This is a genomic window from Pseudonocardia sp. ICBG601 (genome assembly GCF_020496245.1).
In genome coordinates this window covers 860,962-878,274 of record NZ_JAHLJA010000150.1, presented here as the reverse complement: position 1 = coordinate 878,274, position 17,313 = coordinate 860,962, and the positions used below count along the sequence as shown (strand labels likewise).

Genomic DNA, 17,313 nt, shown 5'->3' with positions numbered 1-17,313 from the left:
AACCGAGACTGTGAGCCTTTCACTCGGGAGTGTCAAGGCTCACAGCAGTCGGGCTGGTCGGCGACGATCCTTACTGATCGACAGGCGATGGTCCAGCGCAGTCGGATAACATCCGCTCTTGCAATCGCTTCCAGCTTTGGGCATACATGTGTCGTGCCCGAACCGGTCAACCTGGCCGACGTGGCCCGGCTGGCCAAGGTCTCACCGGCCACCGCGTCACGCGCGCTCAGCGATCACCCCCACGTCGCCGAGGCCACCCGCGCCCGCGTGTGGGAGGCCGCGCGCGCCCTGGAGTACGTCGTCAGCCCGGACGCCTCCGGGCTCGCGCGGGGCACCACGGGGCGGATCGCCGCCGTCGTCCCGCACCTGTCGCGGTGGTGGTTCGGGGCCGCGCTGGAGGGGCTGTCCGACGTGCTGCGCGAGGCCGGGCGCGACGTGCTGCTCTACCACCTGGGCGACGCCGCGGCCCGGCGCGCGTTCTTCGCCGAGCTGCCCGCCCGCCGGCGTGCCGACGCCGTCGTGCTGCTCGGGTTCGGGGTCGACGACGCCGAGCGCGCCCGGCTGGAGCGGATCGGCGTCGGCATCGTGTCGGCGGGGACCCGGATCGGCAACCACCCCTCGGTGTCGATCGACGAGTGCGTCGCCGGTCGCCAGGCCGTCGACCACCTGCTCCACCTCGGACACCGGAGGATCGGGATGATCGTCACCACCGACCCGGAGCTCGACCCTGGCCAGCCCGAGGGGCGTGCCGCCGCCTACCGGGCGGCGCTCGCCGACGCCGGCGTGGAGTACGACCCCGCCCTGACGGTGAGCGTGCCCTGGAGCCCGGAGGGCGGGGCGCGCGCGATGGGGGAGCTGCTCGGGCTGTCCGACCCGCCGACGGCGGTCTACGCCCACACCGACGAGGTCGCCCTCGGCGCCGTCGGCACGCTGCGCCGGGCCGGGCTCGCAGTGCCCGGCGACGTGTCGGTCATCGGCATCGACGACCACCCGCTGGCCGCGCTGACCGATCTGTCCACCGTGGCCCAGCCGGCGGCCGAGCAGGGTGCCGTCGCGGCCCGGATGGCGCTGGCGACGCTGGCCGGCGAGCCGGTCGAGCCGCTCGCGACCCTGCCGACCCGGCTGGTCATCCGCGGCTCCACCGCCCCACCCGCCCGCGGCGTGCGGGGGGTGTCCTGAATGGACGCCCCGCCGGAGCTGGTGCTGCGGGCCCCCGGCCCCGAGCTGATCGCGCTGCCCTGGAACGAGCCGCTGGAACGGTGGGACGAGACGCGGGTCCCGTTGCGTGACATGGAGGTCGGCCCGAGCCGGCACCTGGTCCGGTTCGTCGAGGCCGACGGTGCACTGTGGGCACTCAAGGACATGCCGGAGCGGATCGCCCGGCGCGAGTACGACGTGCTGCGCCGCCTCGAGCACCAGTGCCTGCCCGCGGTCCGCCCGGCCGGGCTGGTGAACCAGCCCGCGCACGAGACCGCGATCCTGGTGACCCGGTACCTGAGCGGGTCCTGGCAGTACCGCAGGCTGTTCCTGCGGCTGCCCCCGAACCGGCCGCGACACCGCGCGCGGCTGTTCGACGCGATGATCTCGCTGCTGGTCGAGCTGCACCGGCACGGCGTGTTCTGGGGCGACTGCTCGCTCAACAACACCCTGTTCACCCGCGACGGGCAGACCCTGCAGGCCTTCCTCGTCGACGCCGAGACCAGCGAGGTGCACCCGGACGGCCTGTCCGACGGCCAGCGCGAGCACGACGTGACGATCCTGGTCGAGAACATCGCCGCCGGGATGATCGACCTCGCGACCTCGCTGGAACGCCCGCCGGAGATGATCCCGCAGCTCATCGACGAGGCGACCGCCCTGCCCGAGCGCTACCGGGAGCTGTGGGAGGCGCTGCACACCTCGCCGGTCTTCGCCTTCGGCGACCGCTACCGCGTCGAGGGCGCCATCCGCGAGCTCAACGACCTGGGCTTCGCCGTCGACGAGGTGTCCCTGCTCCCGGTCGGCGACGGGCGGTCGCGGCTGCACATCGCCGTCGGCGACCGCAATTACCACTCCGAGACGCTGCGCAGGCTGACCGGCGTCGGCGTGGGGGAGGGCCAGGCCCGGATCCTGCTCGGCGACCTCAACGCCCATCGCGACTGGATGCAGCGCCGCACCGGCCACCCGGTCACCGAACGCGCCGCGGCCCGCAGCTGGATCGACCACTGCCTCGACCCCGGGTCCGCGCGGGCGCACGCCGCGCTCGGCGGCGCGGGCGACGCCGTGCAGGCCTACTGCGACCTGCTGGAGGTGCGCTGGCTGCTGTCCGAGCGGGCCGGGGCCGACGTCGGCAACGACGCCGCGCTCGCCGCGCTCGGCGGGCACGCCCCGACCGACTCGGCGGCGAAGATGGCCGTCGCCGACGCCCCCACCGGGCCGCTGCCGCGGATCCCCGCGGACGACGCCGACGAGCGGTGACGCGCGTCGTCACATCGTTGACCCCACGGTAACCACACTCCCGGCGGTACTGTTCCGGGCCGTGTCCATTCCCGGTCCCGGTTACGCCATCACCGCACGCGTCGACGCCCCCGCCCACCCCACCTCGGCCGGTGACCTCACCGCCGCCGTCGGCCAGGTCGGTGGCGTCGTCACCGCCTTCGACGTCGTCGAGGCACGCACCGAGAGTCTCGTCGTCGACATCTCGGTCAACGCCCGCAACACCGAGCACGTCGAGGAGATCAAGACCGCCATCGAGCAGCTCGAGGGCTTCTCGGTCCGCAAGGTCTCGGACCGGACCTTCCTGCTCCACCTCGGCGGCAAGATCGAGGTGCGGTCCAAGGTGAACCTCCGCACCCGTGACGACCTGTCGCGCGCCTACACCCCGGGCGTCGCGCGGGTGTCGATGGCGATCGCGGAGAACCCGTCCGACGCCCGGCGCCTGACGATCAAGCGCAACACCGTCGCCGTCGTCACCGACGGGTCCGCTGTGCTCGGCCTGGGCAACATCGGCGCCGCCGCGGCGATGCCGGTGATGGAGGGCAAGGCGGCGCTGTTCAAGCAGTTCGCCAACGTCGACGCCTGGCCGGTCTGCCTCGACACCCAGGACACCGAGGAGATCATCCGCACCGTCCAGCTGATCGCCCCCGGCTACGGCGGCATCAACCTGGAGGACATCGCCGCGCCGCGCTGCTTCGAGATCGAGCGCCGGCTGCGCGAGCTGCTCGACATCCCGGTCTTCCACGACGACCAGCACGGCACCGCCGTCGTCGTCCTCGGCGCGCTGCGCAACGCGCTGCGCGTGGTCGGCAAGAAGTTCTCCGACATCCGCGTCGTCGTCTGCGGGGTCGGCGCGGCCGGCTCGGCGATCATCCGGCTGCTCGGCTCGGAGCAGACCGCCGACGTCGTCGCCGTCGACGTGGACGGCATCGTCCACACCGGACGCGAGGGGATGGACGACAACCTCGTCTCGATCGCCGCGCAGACCAACAAGGACGGCAAGCGGGGCACCCTGGCCGACGCGCTCGTCGGGGCCGACGTCTTCATCGGGGTCAGCGCGCCGAACCTGTTCGGCGAGGACGAGCTGCGGTCGATGAACGACGACTCGATCGTGTTCGCGCTGGCCAACCCGGACCCCGAGGTCGACCCGACGCTGGCGATGAAGCACGCCGCCGTCGTCGCGACCGGCCGGTCGGACTACCCGAACCAGATCAACAACGTGCTCGCGTTCCCCGGTGTGTTCCGCGGGCTGCTCGACGCCCAGGCGCACGACATCACCGACGAGATGATGCTCGCCGCGGCCGAGGCGATCGCCGACGTCGTCGCCGAGCCGAACCCGTCGTTCATCGTGCCGAGCGTGTTCGACACGAGCGTGGCCCCGGCCGTCGCCGAGGCGCTGCGCGGGGCCGCCGCGAAGCAGGCGAAGCGCGGCGAGGTCGAGGCGGGCTGACCCGGCTCACCGGGGGACGACCTCCCCGGGCGGCGCGGGCACCGGCCCGGGCACGGGGACGTGCTCGACGGGGGAGGCCGCCGCCGCGGTGAGCACGGCCAGCACCGCCGTCGTCCCGAGCGCGAACCGGCGGGGTCGCGGCACGCGCACCGGGCGCGCCGGGGCGTCCGGCACGGGCACGGCCGTCACGAACGCGGCCGCGGCGTCGTCGAGGCCCCGGCCGTCGGCGGCGGCGGCCCGGACCGCGCCCGCCGTCGCGACCGGGAGCGGTAGCTCGACGGTGGCCGCGACCGGGAGCGGCAGCCGGTGCACCCCGACCCGGTAGGTCCGCGCCAGCCCGCTGCGCTCCGGATCGCCCAGCGCGGGCCCGCAGAACAGCACCAGCGGTGCCGCGGCGCCGGCCCGCCAGCCGTGCTCGCCCTCGACGACGAGACCCCACAGCGCGACGCAGCCCAGCACGGTGCCGGGACCGAACCCGACGCCGCCGACCCGGGCCGGGTCGCGGACCGCGTGCACCCCGCAGGTGCAGGCCGGGTCCGGTGCCTCGTGTCCGCGCAGCTCGCAGTGCGCGGCGACGACCCCGCCGGGCGGCCACTCGGTGGCCACGTGCACCGGGGAGCGCAGCCGCGGCGCGGTGGCCGGGCCCGCGACACGCCAGCACCGCCAGCCGACGACGACGCCCGCGACGTCCGGTGCGGTGCCGTCCGACGGTGTGGTCAGCGCGGGGCACACACCGGTTCACCGGCCCGGCCGGGGACCCTCGGCGGCGTGCCGTCCGGGACCGGCGCGGCCGGGGGCGCCGCCCCGTCGGTCGGCGGGTGCGCCGGCGCCCGGACCGGGTCGCCCGGCGCGGCCAGGGGTTCGGCCCGGAAGACCCGCACCGTCGCTCCGATGTCCATGACGCCCCACCCCCGTGTCCCCGGGCGGACCGTGCCCGGCACCGCGCGGGAACCCAGGATCCGTCCCGCACCCCGGGCCGCGGCACCGCCGTACGGTGCCGCGGCTCACCCCCGGACGGGCGGTTACCGCAGGTCGCACGGGTCTAGGCTGGCGGGCATGGCGGTGAGGATCGGTGTGCTGGCCCTGCAGGGCAACGTCCGCGAGCACGTGGCGGCGCTGACCGCGGCGGGCGCCGAGGCCGTACCGGTCCGCCGTGCGTCCGAGCTGGCCACGGTGGACGGCATCGTCCTGCCCGGCGGCGAGTCGACGACCATGTCCAAGCTGCTCGACACCTTCGAGCTGCTGGAGCCGCTGCGGGCCCGGCTGCGCGACGGGCTGCCCGCCTACGGCTCGTGCGCCGGCATGATCCTGCTGGCCGAGGAGATCCTCGACGGCCGCCCCGACCAGCACCAGCTCGGCGGTCTCGACGTCGTCGTGCGGCGCAACGCCTTCGGCCGCCAGGTCGACTCGTTCGAGACCGACCTGGAGTTCACCGGGCTCACCGGTGGTCCGGTGCACGCGGTGTTCATCCGCGCCCCGTGGGTGGAGAAGACCGGCGGCGACGTCGAGGTGCTCGCCTCCGTCCCGGACGTCACCAGCGCCGGTGCCGACGCCGGTGAGGCGGCCGGGCGCGCGGTCGCGGTCCGGCAGGGCCCGGTGCTCGCCACCTCGTTCCACCCCGAGCTGACCGGGGACCGCCGGGTGCACGGGCTGTTCGTGGACATGGTGCGCGCCGCGGCGGGCTGACCCGCCCGCGGCCGGTCGCGGCCACGCACGGCACCGTTGCACCGGCGTACGGTTGAAGAGTGCTCGTTCTCATCGGTGTGTTGCTCGTCGTCTGGCTGGTGCTCGCCGTCCTCGGCCTGGTGGTCAAGGGGCTGTTCTGGCTGACGGTGATCGGGGTCGTCCTGTTCGTCGGCACCGCCGTCTGGGGCGCGGCGAAGCGCCGGGCGGGCGCCGGACCCCGCTAGTCCCCGCGCGCGGGGAACCGGACCCGGGGTGGGGGATTCCCCAGGGCCACCCGGGGGCGTGCCGTGTGGGCCGGGCCGTCCGCCGCGGGGACAGTGATGGGGTGTCCCTCCTCGTCGACCCGACCGCGCTGCGCCCGGCCCCGCCGCCCGGTGCGGTGGTGGCGAGCGTCGTGCTGTGGCTGGGCGCGCTACTGGCGGGACTGAGCGAGACGCTCGTGCGGCTGGCCGGTCCGCTCCCGCCCAGCGGCGCCGAGGTCGCGTTCCGGAGCGCGGTGTACACCGTGCTGGTGGTGCTGGTGGTCCAGCTGCGGTCCGGGTCGGCGGTGCACCGCTGGACGGTGGTCGGTGTGCTCGGGCTGCTCGGGACGGCGTCCCTGGTGGCGGAGCCGCTGCGCGCGTTGGCGGCCGGCACCACCGTCGCGGGCTTCCTCGCCGACGCGAGCAGCGCCGAGCTCCTCGCGGCGTCCCTGCGTGCCCTGCACGTCGTCGAGGTGGTGGCCGCGATGTCGCTGCTGTTCCACCCGGCCGCCCGGGCCTTCTACCGCGGTGGTCCCGGCGGACGGGCCGCGCGCTGAACCGCCGCCGGTCCGGCTGCGGGGTTCAGGCGGCCGGGGATCCGGCGACGACCTCACCCTCGACGACGGTCGTCGCCACCCCCGCGGGGATCCGGTAGCGGATCAGCCGGGAGCTGTTGGCGACGACCGCGACGCTGGAGGCGTTGTGCAGGATCGCCGCGACCACCGGTGACATCGCCCCGCCGGCGGAGACCAGCAGCCCGGCCGCGTTCACCGCGATCGACATGCCGTAGTTCTGCCGGATCAGGGTGATCGAGCGCCGCCCCAGGTCGCGCAGGTCGAGCAGTGCGTTGAGGTCGTCGGCGGCGAGGGCGACGTCCGCGGTCTCGACCGCGACGTCGGTCCCGGCCACGCCCATCGCGATCCCGATGTCGGCCAGCGCCAGCGCCGGGGCGTCGTTCGTGCCGTCGCCGATCATCGCGACGGTGTGGCCCTGCGCCTGCAGCGCCCGCACCACGTCCTGCTTCTGCTCGGGCATGACCTCGGCCCGGTACTCGGTGATGCCGAGCTCCTCGGCGACGGCCTTCGCGGTCTGCGGGTGGTCGCCGGTGAGCATGACGATCCGGGTGACGCCGTCGGCGCGCAGCCGGTCCAGCACGTCACGGGCCTCGGTCCGCACGGTGTCGCGCAGCGAGACCAGGCCGACCAGTGCCCCGTCGACGGCCAGCAGCAGCGGCGTCTCCGAGGCCTTCTGCAGCCGCCGCACCCAGTCCGCGGCCTTGCGCGGCACCGTGACGCCCTGGGCGCGGAGCAGGTCGCGCGAGCCGATGAGCAGTACCCGGCCGTCGGCCTGGACGCGCATGCCCTGGCCGAGCAGGACCTCGCACTCCTCGTGCGGCGGGATCTCGATCCGCCGCTCCTCGGTGGAGCGGATGACCGCCTGGGCCAGCGGGTGCCGCGAGTGGATCTCCGACGACGCGGCGTAGGCCAGGACCTGCTCGGGCGACCAGTCGTCGTGGAAGGAGATGACGTTGGTGACGACCGGGCGGCCCTGGGTGAGCGTGCCGGTCTTGTCGAACACGACCGCGTCGACCCGGCCTGCCGCCTCGAGGTGCGCGCCGCCCTTGATGAGGATGCCGCGCCGCGCGCCGTTGCCGATCGCCGCGGAGATCGCCGTCGGGGTGGACAGGCCGACCGCGCACGGGCAGGCGATGAGCAGCATCGTCATCGCGCGCCGCACGTCGCGGGTGACGACCAGGGTCAGCGCCGAGAGGAGGAACGAGGCGGGCACGAACCGGCGGGAGAAGTTCTCGCCGACGGTCTGGATCGGGGCCCGGTCGTCCTGGGCCTGCTCGACCCGGTCGATGATCCGGCCGATCGCGGTGTCCTGGCCGACGGCCGTCGCCCGGACCACGATCCGGCCGCGCAGCAGCACCGACCCGGCGTGCAGGGTGTCGCCCGGGGCGACCGAGACCGGCAGCTGCTCGCCGGTGATCGCGGCCTGGTCGGCGACGCCCTCGCCCTCGACGACCTCGCCGTCGACGGGCAGCACGATCCGCTCGTGCACCACGACCTCGTCGCCCACCGACAGGTCGGCGATGTCGACCTCGACCTCGACGGTGCCGCGGTCGGGGGTGACGGTGCGGGTCCAGGTACGGGTGGTGGCGCCGGTGAGCAGCTCCGAGATCGCGCGCCGGGAGCGGCGCAGCGTCAGGTCCTGGAGGTACTCGCCGATGTTGAGCAGCCACAGCACGGTCAGTGCGACGACGTTCTCGCGCAGCACGAGGCTGGCGACGGTCGCCGCCGAGACGAGCGCGTCGGTGCCCGCGCCCCGGCCGCCGGCCAGCGAGCGCAGCGCGCCACGCAGGAACGGGTAGCCGGTGAAGATCGTGACGCCGGTGGCGACGGTGCGGCTGGCCGGGCCGAGCAGCGGCGGGCGGCGCAGCGCGTAGCGGCGGAAGCCGAGCGCGGCCAGCGCGACCCCGCCGACGACCAGCCGGGCCAGCTCGCCGTTGTGCTGGTCGGCCGAGCGCGGCGTGCGGGCCGCGGTGGCCTCCGGCTCGGCACCCAGGCCCTTGCCGATGGCCTCGACGAGCTCGACGCGGTCGCAGCCGGGGCGGTACCAGACGACGACGTTGCCGGTGCGCGGGTAGGCGTGCACCTGCCGCACCCCGCCGACGTGGTCCAGCTCGTCCTCGACGGCCACGGCCAGCGCGGTGCGCCCGCGCAGCGCGGGGACGGCGAAGCGGATGCGGCCCGCGGCGTCGCTGTGGACGGTGGCGTCCGGGCCGGCGGTGTCGGTGCTCACGGTCTCGCTCGTCTCGCTCGTCGTGCCCGGAGGACCGGGATCAGTGCTCGTGGCCGTGCCCGTGGCCGTTGCCCGGGGCGGGGGCCTCCTCGCCGATGCGGCCACGGGCCTCGGCCACGATGTCGGCGGTCGCCAGCCGGGCCTTCTCGGCGCCGGTCTCGGCGGCGCGGGCGCCCTTGAGGCCCCAGGTGGTCACCGAGACGGCGGCCTCGCGGACGGCGCCGGAGCGCGCGACCTTCTTGACGCCGTCGTAGGCGACCGCGCCGGCCAGCCCGCTCACGACGAGCCCGACGGCCTTGCCTGCCACTGCTCCGAACACGTGCGCTCCTCTCGCGACCGGCGCCCGGTGCAGGTGCCGATAACGGTTGTCAGAGTAGTCCTCGCCGGGTTCCCGGCGGGACGCGGTGGCGAAGCATAGTCGATCTTGCATATGTCGGTGACGCGCGGGGTGTGCGCGGGCCCGGCCCGGCACGGAGCCGCGTCGTCGGTAACATTGACGGGTTCCCGCAGGTCGGCCCGACCGCAGCTCGCGCTGCGGGGCGTCGGACCTGCCCCTCACCGCGCGTCTCGTGCGCGGTGCGAGCACGAGAGGTGGGCAGACGAGCCGATGAGCGGTCACTCCAAGTGGGCGACGACCAAGCACAAGAAGGCCGTGATCGACGCCCGCCGCGGCAAGATGTTCGCCAAGCTGATCAAGAACATCGAGGTCGCGGCCCGGACCGGCGGCGGTGACCCCGACGGCAACCCGACGCTCTACGACGCCATCCAGAAGGCGAAGAAGAGCTCGGTCCCGAACGACAACATCGACCGTGCGGTCAAGCGTGGTTCGGGTGCCGACGCCGGTGGCGCCGACTACCAGACGATCACCTACGAGGGCTACGGCCCGAACGGGGTCGCGGTGCTGGTCGAGTGCCTGTCCGACAACCGGAACCGGGCGGCGACCGAGGTCCGGACGGCGATGACCCGCAACGGCGGCACCATGGCCGACCCGGGGTCGGTGGCGTACCTGTTCCAGCGCAAGGGCGTCGTGGTGCTGCCGAAGGCCGAGCTGTCCGAGGACGACGTGCTGATGGCCGTCCTCGACGCCGGCGCCGAGGAGGTGAACGACCTCGGCGAGAGCTGGGAGGTCGTCTCCGAGCCGACCGACGTCGTCGCGGTGCGGACCGCGCTCCAGCAGAACGACATCGACTACGACTCCGCGGAGGCGGTCTTCGTGCCGTCGATGCAGGTCGAGCTGGACGCCGACGGCGCGAAGAAGGTCTTCAAGCTGATCGAGGCGCTCGAGGACTCCGACGAGGTCCAGAACGTCTACGCCAACTTCGACGTCTCCGACGAGGTCATGGCCGAGGTCGGCTGAGCGGCAGGTCCCGTCCCGGTGCGGCCGTCCCCCTGGTGGGGGCGGCCGCATCGTCGTCCTCGGGGTCGGCACACCACTGGGTAAGGTGAGCCTGTCCTGAGTGGGGTGGTGGTCGTGTCGGTGGGGGCGCAGGTCCTCGAGGTGGTCGACCGGGCGGTCGGGCCGCGGATCGAGGTGTACCGGTGGATCATCACCGCGCCCACCGCGTGGGCGGTCCACTCCCACGTCGACCACGAGTTCCTCGTCGTGGTCTCCGGCGGCGTCCGGGTCCGGGCCGGTGACCTCGTGCGGACGGCGGTGCCGGGCAGCGGGGTCTGGATCCCCGCCGGTGTCCGGCACGCGGTGTCGGCCCCGGCCGGGACGACCTTCCTCGTCGGCTACGTCGACCGCGACCGGCGCGCGACGGTGCCGGTCGGGCTGACGGGGTTCCCGACCCCGCCGCTGACGACCGCGCTCGCCGAGCACCTGCTGTCACCGGTCCTCGACGCGCCGGTGCGCGCCCGGGCCGAGGAGGTCCTGTGCGACCAGCTCGTCGGTGGGCCGACGGTGCTCCCGGACCTGCCGATGCCGCGGTCCGCGCCGGTGCGCCTGGTCGCGACCACGCTGCTCGGCACCCCGCAGGACCGGCGCACCCTGGAACAGTGGGGGTTCGTGGTCGGGGTGAGCGCCCGCACGCTGACCCGGCGGTTCACCGAGGAGACCGGACTGGGCTTCGAGAGCTGGCGCCGGCGCTGCCGGGTGCTGTCCGCGCTCCCGCTGCTGACCGGTGCGCGGCCGGTGCGGGCGGTCGCCCACCGGGTCGGCTACCGGTCGGAGGCGGCGTTCGTCGCCGCGTTCCGCCGGGAGACCGGGACCACACCGGGACGCTGGTCGACGCCGGTCGCCCGGCTCGACGGGACGGGCTGACCGTCTGCCGACACGTCGTGTCCGTCTGGCACGCCGGGACCGGGTGAGACTCCTGCCCCGGGAGCCGTCCACCCGGGACGGCGCGACCACGACGGAGACCCGCATGCCCGCCCCCGCCACCAGCCGTCGCCGGCTGCTCGCCGGCGGCCTCGGCCTGGCCCTGCTCGCCGCCTGCGGGCGCCCCGCCCCCGGCGACACCGACGGGGCGCCGGCCGCCGGCGGGTTCCCCCGGACCGTGCGCCACGAGGCGGGGGAGACCACGGTGCCCGCGGCCCCGGAGCGGGTGGTGGCGCTGTCGGACTACCTCGACCTGGACCTGGTCCTCGCGCTGGGCGTGCGGCCCGTCCTCTACGGGTTCACCGACGCCTGGGGCTCGGGGAACCTGCCGTGGCAGACCGAGGCGGGGGTGGCCGGGCTGACCCGGATGGACATCCCGACGTCGCAGGCCGAGCCCGAGCGGGTGGTGGCGGCCCGGCCGGACCTGCTGGTCGGGATGCCCCCGGCCGGCGAGCAGTACGACGTGCTCTCCCGGATCGCGCCGACGGTCTGCCTCGGGTGGGAGACCACCTGGCACGACGGCCTCGCGACGGTGGCCGCGGCGCTCGGCCGCGAGGACCGGGTCGAGGGCCTGGCGCAGCGGTACCGGGACACGGTGACGACGGCGGCGGCGCGGCTGCGTGGGCTGGGCGGGCTGCCGGTCGTCGTCGGGTCGACCTACCACGGCCAGGTCTACGTCCAGGGCGACGCGAGCCCGATGGTGGGCCTGCTGCGCGACCTCGGCCTGAGGGTGCACACCACCGGCCCGGACGCGGTCACCGAGTACTCGCCCGAGCAGGTGGACGTCCTGCGGCCGGCGGGTGTCCTGCTCTGCCCGGCGACCGACGCCGCCGGGACCGCCGCGGCGGAGGCCTCGGAGCTGTGGCGACGGCTGCCCGCCGTGGCGGCCGGCCGGTACAGCGTCCTGAGCCCGGTGCTCGCCCGGGGGCTGACCGAGAACCTGTCCCCGCTGAGCGTGGACTGGGCGCTGCGGACGCTGGTGCCGCTGCTGGAGCGGACCGCCGCGGGTGACGGTGTGCCGCTGGGCCGGGCCGGGAGCTGACCGGCGGCCGCGTTCACTGTCGGGGGTCGGTTCTAGACTCGCCGCCGATGAGCACAGCGACGCAGGGCACCCAGAAGTCGGCCTCGGCGAAGAAGAAGGCACCGGCGAAGCCGCGCCTGTTGCTGCTCGACGGCCACTCCCTGGCCTACCGGGCGTTCTTCGCGCTGCCCGCGGAGAACTTCCGCACCGGTACCGGGCAGACCACGAACGCGGTCTACGGCTTCACCTCGATGCTGATCAACCTGCTGCGCGACGAGGAGCCGACCCACCTCGCCGTGGCCTTCGACGTGTCGCGCAAGACCTTCCGCTCGGAGCGGTACGCCGAGTACAAGGCGAACCGTTCGTCGACGCCGGACGACTTCCGCGGCCAGATCGACCTCATCAAGGAGGTCCTGACGGCGCTGAACATCCCGGTGTTCGCCGTCGACGGGTACGAGGCCGACGACCTCATCGCCACCCTCGCCACCCAGGCCGAGGGGCGCGGCTACCAGGTGCTCATCACCACCGGCGACCGTGACGCGTTCCAGCTGGTCACCGACGACGTCACCGTCCTGTACCCCAAGCGCGGCGTGTCCGACCTCGGCCGGATCGACCCGGCCGAGGTCGACAAGCGCTACGGGCTCACCCCGACCCAGTACCCGGACTTCGCGGCGCTGCGCGGCGACCCCTCGGACAACCTGCCCTCCATCCCCGGGGTGGGGGAGAAGACCGCGGCCAAGTGGGTCCGGGAGTTCGGCTCGCTCGCCGAGCTCACCGACCGGGTCGACGAGGTCAAGGGCAAGGCCGGGGACAACCTGCGGGCCAACCTGGCGAACGTGCTGCTCAACCGCCAGCTCACCGAGCTGGTGCGCGACGTCGACCTCGGCGCCGCCCCCGAGGAGCTCGAGCTGCGCCCGTGGGACCGCGACGCGGTGCACCGCCTGTTCGACGAGCTGGAGTTCCGGGTGCTGCGCGAGCGCCTGTTCTCCACCCTGTCCTCCGCCGAGCCCGAGGCCGAGTCCGGCTTCGAGGTCGCCGGCGAGGTCGTCGCACCCGGCGCGGTGCGGGCCTGGCTCGACGCCCACGCCCGCGACGGGCGTCGCGTCGCGGTGAGCTTCGCCGGGGTCACCGGCCCGATCGCCGGGCGCGACCTCGACGGGATCGCGCTCGCCGCGGGGGAGCCGACCGTCGAGCAACGGGCCGCCGGCGCCACCGCCGGTGTCCCGGCCGCCGGCTACCTCGCGCTGACCGGCCTCACCCCGGACGACGAGGCCGCCCTGGGCGACTGGCTCGCCGACGCGTCCGTGCCGAAGGCCGCGCACGACGTGAAGCCGGTGCTGCACGCGTTGCGCGCGCGGGGCTGGACCCTGGGCGGGCTGACCAGCGACACCGCGCTCGCCGCGTACCTCGCCAAGCCCGGGCAGCGGACCTTCGACCTGGCGGACCTCGCGCTGCGCTACCTGCGCCGCGAGCTGCGCACCGAGGAGCCCGCCGACGGGCAGCTGTCGCTGCTCGGCGGCGAGGAGGAGGCCGACGCCCAGGCCGCGGGGCAGGAGATGCTCGCGGCCTCGGCGATCGCCGAGCTCGCCGACGCCCTCGACGCCGACCTGGCCGAGCGGGGCGGCAGCGAGCTGCTGGCCGACCTGGAGCTGCCGCTGGCGTTCGTGCTGGCCGACTGCGAGGCCGCCGGGATCGCCGTCGACGGCGAGACCCTGTCCGACCTGGAGTCCGACTTCGGCGGCCAGGTCCGCGAGGCCGCGCGGCAGGCCTACGAGGTGATCGGCAAGGAGATCAACCTCGGCTCGCCCAAGCAGCTGCAGGTCGTCCTGTTCGACGAGCTGGAGATGCCCAAGACCAAGCGCACCAAGACCGGCTACACCACCGACGCGGACGCCTTGGCGAGCCTCTACGAGCAGACCGAGCACCCGTTCCTGCAGTTCCTGCTGCAGCACCGCGACGCGACCCGGCTCAAGGTGACCGTCGACGGGCTCATGAAGTCCGTCGCCGAGGACGGCCGGATCCACACCACGTACTCGCAGACGATCGCCGCGACCGGCCGGCTGTCCTCGACCGACCCGAACCTGCAGAACGTGCCGATCCGCACCGCCGCCGGGCGCCGAATCCGGGACGCGTTCGTCGTCGGGTCCGGGCCCGACGGCGCGCCGTACGCGGAGCTGCTCACCGCGGACTACAGCCAGATCGAGATGCGGATCATGGCGCACCTGTCCGAGGACGCCGCGCTGATCGAGGCGTTCCGCTCGCAGCACGACTTCCACGCCGAGACCGCGGCCCGGGTCTTCGGCGTCGCGGCGACCGAGGTGTCGGTCGAGCAGCGCGCCAAGATCAAGGCGATGAACTACGGCCTGGCCTACGGGCTGTCGGCCTACGGCCTGTCCGGGCAGCTGCGGATCTCCACCGAGGAGGCCAAGGGGCTGATGGACGACTACTTCGCCGGGTTCGGCGGGGTGCGCGACTACCTCGCGGGTGTCGTCGACCAGGCCCGCAAGGACGGCTACACCGCCACCATCCTGGGGCGGCGCCGCTACCTGCCCGACCTGACCAGCGACAACCGTCAGCGCCGGGAGATGGCCGAGCGGATGGCGCTCAACGCCCCGATCCAGGGCAGCGCGGCGGACATCATCAAGGTCGCGATGCTCGGGGTGTACCGCGCGCTGCAGGCCGAGGGGCTGCGCAGCCGGATGCTGCTGCAGGTGCACGACGAGCTCGTCCTCGAGGTCGCCGACGGCGAGCGCGAGACCCTGGAGGCACTCGTGCGCCGGGAGATGGCGGCCGCGGCCGACCTGTCGGTGCCGCTGGAGGTGTCGGTCGGGTCCGGCCGCAGCTGGGACGCCGCCGCGCACTGACCCGGGCCCCGGCCCCCGGGGCCGGGGTCAGCCGGCGACCGCTCCCGGTGCGGGGGCGGCGCCGGTGCCGTACCCGGCTCCGGAGGGGTGGCGCAGGTGTCCGGGCGCGAGGACCCGGGCGGCACGGCCCAGCTCGGCGACGAGCTGCTCCACCGCGACGTCCTGCCGGCGGGCCGCCGCGTGCAGGATCGCGCAGAGCCGTCCGGCCGGGCCCGTCGCGGCCGTGCCGCCGTTCGTGCCGCCGCTCGGGGCGTCGCCGGGGGTGGCGGTGCGGCGGGTGTCGCGTTCGTGGCGCAGCACCGCGGCCAGGTCACGTCCGGCGGCGGCGAGGACGTCGGCGTCGTCGGTGTGGATCACGACGACCGCGTCGGCGTCGCCCGCCGCGGCGACCGCGCGTTCCGCGGAACGCGACCACGCCCACAGCGCGCGGCGCCCGGCCAGCGACGCGGGCAGCTCCAGTCCGGCGGACTCGGCGTCGGCCAGGGCGACCAGGAGCCCGCCGATCCGGCCGGCCCGGCGCGCCCAGGTCGCCCGGTCCCCGGGCAGACCCCGGTGGACGACGACGCCCGCCTGCGTGGGGACGGCCGGTGGCTCGTCGGGGCGGCGGGGATGCGGGACCAGGGGCATCGGCGTCACCTCCTCCGGGGCCGACGCCGGTAGGGTCGCAAACCTCCCACCTGCTGTTACGTCGTCGCGGCGGACGGTGTGGACACCCCGCCGGACGGTCCGTGCCCGGCGTCCGGCGGTACGGCTGCCGCCGGTTCCAGGATCGTCAGCTCGGCCGGTCCGAGGCGGAGCACGCCGTCGTCGAGGGGCTCGCAGCGGACACCGCCCCGGCCGCGCAGCGCCGCCCACGCGCCGTCGCCGATCTCGGTGTCCATCCAGCGGCACGGCGCGGCGGCGCGGTGCGCGCGGAAGCGGACCGGCCCGTCGCCGGAGTCCAGGGCGAACAGCGCGCCGGTGCCGCCGCGGCCCGGTGCGGCGAGCGCATCGACCGGGGCGCCGCGCAGGACGACGTTGCGCCGCGCCGCCAGCGGGGTCGCGTCGACGGAGTCGCCGAGCACCGCGCGCAGGTGGTCCAGCGACTCCGCGGCCAGCAGGGTCACCGCGGCGCGGGCGTGGGCCGGGCGGCCGGCGTAGCGGTCGCCGACGATCCCGTGGCCGGCACGGACCCGGACCTCGCGGCGCAGCGGCGGCTCCGGGTCGGGCCGGGGCCCGTCCGCGGGCCTGCCCTCGTAGGCGTGCCGGGACGCGGCCAGCAGGGCGGTGACCTCGACCCGCATCAGTTCAGCCCGGTCAGGAACCGGATCACGGCCTCCCGGGTCAGCTGCGCGCCCGGGCTGCCGAAGGGCCGGTCGAAGACGTGGTCGGCGTAGGGGACGGTGACCAACCTGCCGTCGACCCCCGCGGCGCGGAGCTCCCGGTCGTAGGCGGCGACCCGGTCGGGCAGGACGTAGTGGTCCGCGGAGCCGAGCAGCAGCAGGGTCGGCGGGAGCCCCGGGCGGACCTGCTCGGCGGGGGAGAGCAGCCGCAGCAGGCCCGGCGCCTCGTCGGCGGTGCCGCCGAACAGGGTGCGCTGCAGGTCCGGGTCGACCAGCGTCAGGTCGACGGGCGGGTAGTAGGCGACCACGCCGACCGGCGGCGGGCCGGGCGTCGGCGGCGGGGCGTCGGCCGGGCCGGTGCCGCCGTACGCGGCCGGTGCCTCGGAGCACGCCAGCGTCCCGTCGAGCAGCCCGGACGTGGTCGACAGCGCCAGCGTCGCGCCGGCGGACTGCCCGGCCAGCACCAGCCGCGCGGGGTCCAGACCCGCCTCGCGCGCGTGCGCGCGCACCCAGTCGACGGCGCACGCGACGTCGCGCTGCTGGTCGCGGCCGACGGGCTCGGGCGGCGGCAGCCGGTAGTCCACCGCCGCGACCGCCCAGCCGCGCTCGGCGAGCCACCGGTTCAGCGCGGTGCGGTCGCCGCGGTCCCCGCCCGTCCACGACCCGCCGTGCACCCACACCATCGTCGGGTGCGGACCCGCGCCGGTCGGCAGGTAGAGGTCCAGCGTGCGGCCGGGGGCGAACTCCACCGACCGGTCCGGCCTCCCGTCCGGCTGGCCCAGCTCGGTCAGCGCCGCCGTCCAGTCCAGCGGGACGCCCTGCTCGGACGCGGCCCGGCCCTGCGCGGCCAGCACCGTGACCGACCCGACGACCGCCGCCAGGGCGAGCACCGCCGTCGCGACGCCGGTGAACCGGGCACCCGCGGCCCGCGCCGCCAGCCCGAACAGGATCCCCAGCACCGCGGCCAGTGCCACGTGCAGCGGGTACGCGCCGGACAGGAACGACCCCGCGAGCCCGATCGCCGGGGTCTCGGGGCGGAAGGTCCCCACCAGCACGACCAGCAGCAGCGCGGCCCACACCCACGCGAGGACCCGGAGGAACGACGTCACCCGCGCACCCTGTCATCCCGGT

The 17,313-nt window shown here is 75.2% G+C and carries 17 protein-coding genes; 10 read left to right on the top strand and 7 right to left on the bottom strand.

All coding sequences use genetic code 11. From position 1 onward, the window contains the following. Positions 1-153 precede the first annotated feature (153 nt). From KPL57_RS49745 to KPL57_RS49735, 3 genes are all read left to right on the top strand, one after another. Positions 154-1,179, top strand: coding sequence for a LacI family DNA-binding transcriptional regulator (locus tag KPL57_RS49745; RefSeq protein ID WP_226357386.1), 1,026 nt, complete (start codon positions 154-156; stop codon positions 1,177-1,179). Then, entirely contained in the window at positions 1,180-2,454 is a 1,275-nt protein-coding gene (locus KPL57_RS49740) for a DUF4032 domain-containing protein (RefSeq protein ID WP_226357385.1), read from the top strand. Between the two features lie 61 nt (positions 2,455-2,515). Then, positions 2,516-3,922 carry an NAD-dependent malic enzyme gene (locus KPL57_RS49735; protein ID WP_226357384.1) on the top strand — a complete coding sequence of 469 codons (1,407 nt, stop codon included), beginning with the start codon at positions 2,516-2,518 and terminating at the stop codon, positions 3,920-3,922. 6 nt (positions 3,923-3,928) lie between these two features. Here KPL57_RS49735 and KPL57_RS49730 read toward each other — a convergent pair whose 3' ends face one another. Further along, positions 3,929-4,654 (bottom strand): hypothetical protein, encoded by a 726-nt coding sequence (locus KPL57_RS49730; RefSeq protein WP_226357383.1) that lies wholly within the window; start codon positions 4,652-4,654, stop codon positions 3,929-3,931. Continuing rightward, positions 4,639-4,821, bottom strand: a complete 183-nt coding sequence (locus KPL57_RS49725) for a hypothetical protein (protein WP_226357382.1) — start codon at positions 4,819-4,821, stop codon at positions 4,639-4,641. Before KPL57_RS49725 ends, KPL57_RS49730 begins: the two co-directional genes overlap by 16 nt. A gap of 157 nt (positions 4,822-4,978) precedes the next feature. On the opposite strand from KPL57_RS49725, the gene pdxT reads away from it, so the two are divergent. The 3 genes from pdxT (at position 4,979) to KPL57_RS49710 (ending at position 6,407) form a co-directional block, all read left to right on the top strand. Beyond that, a complete protein-coding gene (gene pdxT, locus KPL57_RS49720) occupies positions 4,979-5,608 on the top strand; it encodes a pyridoxal 5'-phosphate synthase glutaminase subunit PdxT (RefSeq protein ID WP_226357381.1) in 630 nt (209 codons plus the stop codon). A gap of 59 nt (positions 5,609-5,667) precedes the next feature. After that, positions 5,668-5,832 carry a hypothetical protein gene (locus tag KPL57_RS49715; protein ID WP_226357380.1) on the top strand — a complete coding sequence of 55 codons (165 nt, stop codon included), beginning with the start codon at positions 5,668-5,670 and terminating at the stop codon, positions 5,830-5,832. Between the two features lie 101 nt (positions 5,833-5,933). Further along, positions 5,934-6,407 carry a hypothetical protein gene (locus tag KPL57_RS49710; RefSeq protein WP_226357379.1) on the top strand — a complete coding sequence of 158 codons (474 nt, stop codon included), beginning with the start codon at positions 5,934-5,936 and terminating at the stop codon, positions 6,405-6,407. 25 nt (positions 6,408-6,432) lie between these two features. Here KPL57_RS49710 and KPL57_RS49705 read toward each other — a convergent pair whose 3' ends face one another. Together KPL57_RS49705 and KPL57_RS49700 are read right to left on the bottom strand one after the other, a co-directional pair. Continuing rightward, on the bottom strand, positions 6,433-8,655 hold the full coding sequence (locus KPL57_RS49705; protein ID WP_226357378.1) for a cation-translocating P-type ATPase: 2,223 nt from the start codon (positions 8,653-8,655) through the stop codon (positions 6,433-6,435). Positions 8,656-8,695: 40 nt separating this feature from the next. After that, complete coding sequence (locus KPL57_RS49700) at positions 8,696-8,974, bottom strand: DUF1490 family protein (RefSeq protein WP_226357377.1); 279 nt, start codon at positions 8,972-8,974, stop codon at positions 8,696-8,698. Positions 8,975-9,262: 288 nt separating this feature from the next. Here KPL57_RS49700 and KPL57_RS49695 point away from each other — a divergent pair, with 288 nt between their 5' ends. From KPL57_RS49695 to polA, 4 genes are all read left to right on the top strand, one after another. Next, complete coding sequence (locus tag KPL57_RS49695; protein WP_208823674.1) at positions 9,263-10,012, top strand: YebC/PmpR family DNA-binding transcriptional regulator; 750 nt, start codon at positions 9,263-9,265, stop codon at positions 10,010-10,012. 105 nt (positions 10,013-10,117) lie between these two features. Then, positions 10,118-10,918: an AraC family transcriptional regulator gene (locus tag KPL57_RS70865; RefSeq protein ID WP_226357376.1), complete on the top strand. Its 801-nt coding sequence runs from the start codon at positions 10,118-10,120 to the stop codon at positions 10,916-10,918. 103 nt (positions 10,919-11,021) lie between these two features. Continuing rightward, positions 11,022-12,017, top strand: coding sequence for an ABC transporter substrate-binding protein (locus KPL57_RS49685; protein WP_226357375.1), 996 nt, complete (start codon positions 11,022-11,024; stop codon positions 12,015-12,017). A gap of 47 nt (positions 12,018-12,064) precedes the next feature. Then, a complete protein-coding gene (gene polA, locus KPL57_RS49680) occupies positions 12,065-14,860 on the top strand; it encodes a DNA polymerase I (protein ID WP_226357374.1) in 2,796 nt (931 codons plus the stop codon). 27 nt (positions 14,861-14,887) lie between these two features. Here polA and KPL57_RS49675 read toward each other — a convergent pair whose 3' ends face one another. Genes KPL57_RS49675 through KPL57_RS49665 form a run of 3 tightly spaced genes read right to left on the bottom strand, consistent with a single transcriptional unit; the run spans position 14,888 to position 17,291 of the window. Then, a complete protein-coding gene (locus tag KPL57_RS49675; protein WP_226357373.1) occupies positions 14,888-15,487 on the bottom strand; it encodes a hypothetical protein in 600 nt (199 codons plus the stop codon). Positions 15,488-15,543: 56 nt separating this feature from the next. Beyond that, positions 15,544-16,143 (bottom strand): molybdenum cofactor biosysynthesis protein, encoded by a 600-nt coding sequence (locus KPL57_RS49670; protein ID WP_226357372.1) that lies wholly within the window; start codon positions 16,141-16,143, stop codon positions 15,544-15,546. Next, the gene (locus KPL57_RS49665; RefSeq protein ID WP_226357371.1) at positions 16,143-17,291 is read right to left on the bottom strand and encodes an alpha/beta hydrolase; all 1,149 of its coding nucleotides are present in this window, start codon (positions 17,289-17,291) and stop codon (positions 16,143-16,145) included. The genes KPL57_RS49670 and KPL57_RS49665 overlap by 1 nt, the downstream gene beginning before the upstream one ends. Between the last annotated feature and the right edge of the window lie 22 nt (positions 17,292-17,313).

What these genes read in the sequence shown, in the direction of transcription:
- KPL57_RS49740 (WP_226357385.1), top strand. Translation starts at nt 1,180, where the DNA reads ATGGACGCCCCGCCGGAGCTGGTGCTGCGGGCCCCCGGCCCCGAGCTG.
- KPL57_RS49725 (WP_226357382.1), bottom strand. Translation starts at nt 4,821, where the DNA reads ATGGACATCGGAGCGACGGTGCGGGTCTTCCGGGCCGAACCCCTGGCC.
- pdxT (WP_226357381.1), top strand. Translation starts at nt 4,979, where the DNA reads ATGGCGGTGAGGATCGGTGTGCTGGCCCTGCAGGGCAACGTCCGCGAG.
- KPL57_RS49695 (WP_208823674.1), top strand. Translation starts at nt 9,263, where the DNA reads ATGAGCGGTCACTCCAAGTGGGCGACGACCAAGCACAAGAAGGCCGTG.
- KPL57_RS49685 (WP_226357375.1), top strand. Translation starts at nt 11,022, where the DNA reads ATGCCCGCCCCCGCCACCAGCCGTCGCCGGCTGCTCGCCGGCGGCCTC.
- polA (WP_226357374.1), top strand. Translation starts at nt 12,065, where the DNA reads ATGAGCACAGCGACGCAGGGCACCCAGAAGTCGGCCTCGGCGAAGAAG.
- KPL57_RS49675 (WP_226357373.1), bottom strand. Translation starts at nt 15,487, where the DNA reads ATGCCCCTGGTCCCGCATCCCCGCCGCCCCGACGAGCCACCGGCCGTC.
- KPL57_RS49670 (WP_226357372.1), bottom strand. Translation starts at nt 16,143, where the DNA reads ATGCGGGTCGAGGTCACCGCCCTGCTGGCCGCGTCCCGGCACGCCTAC.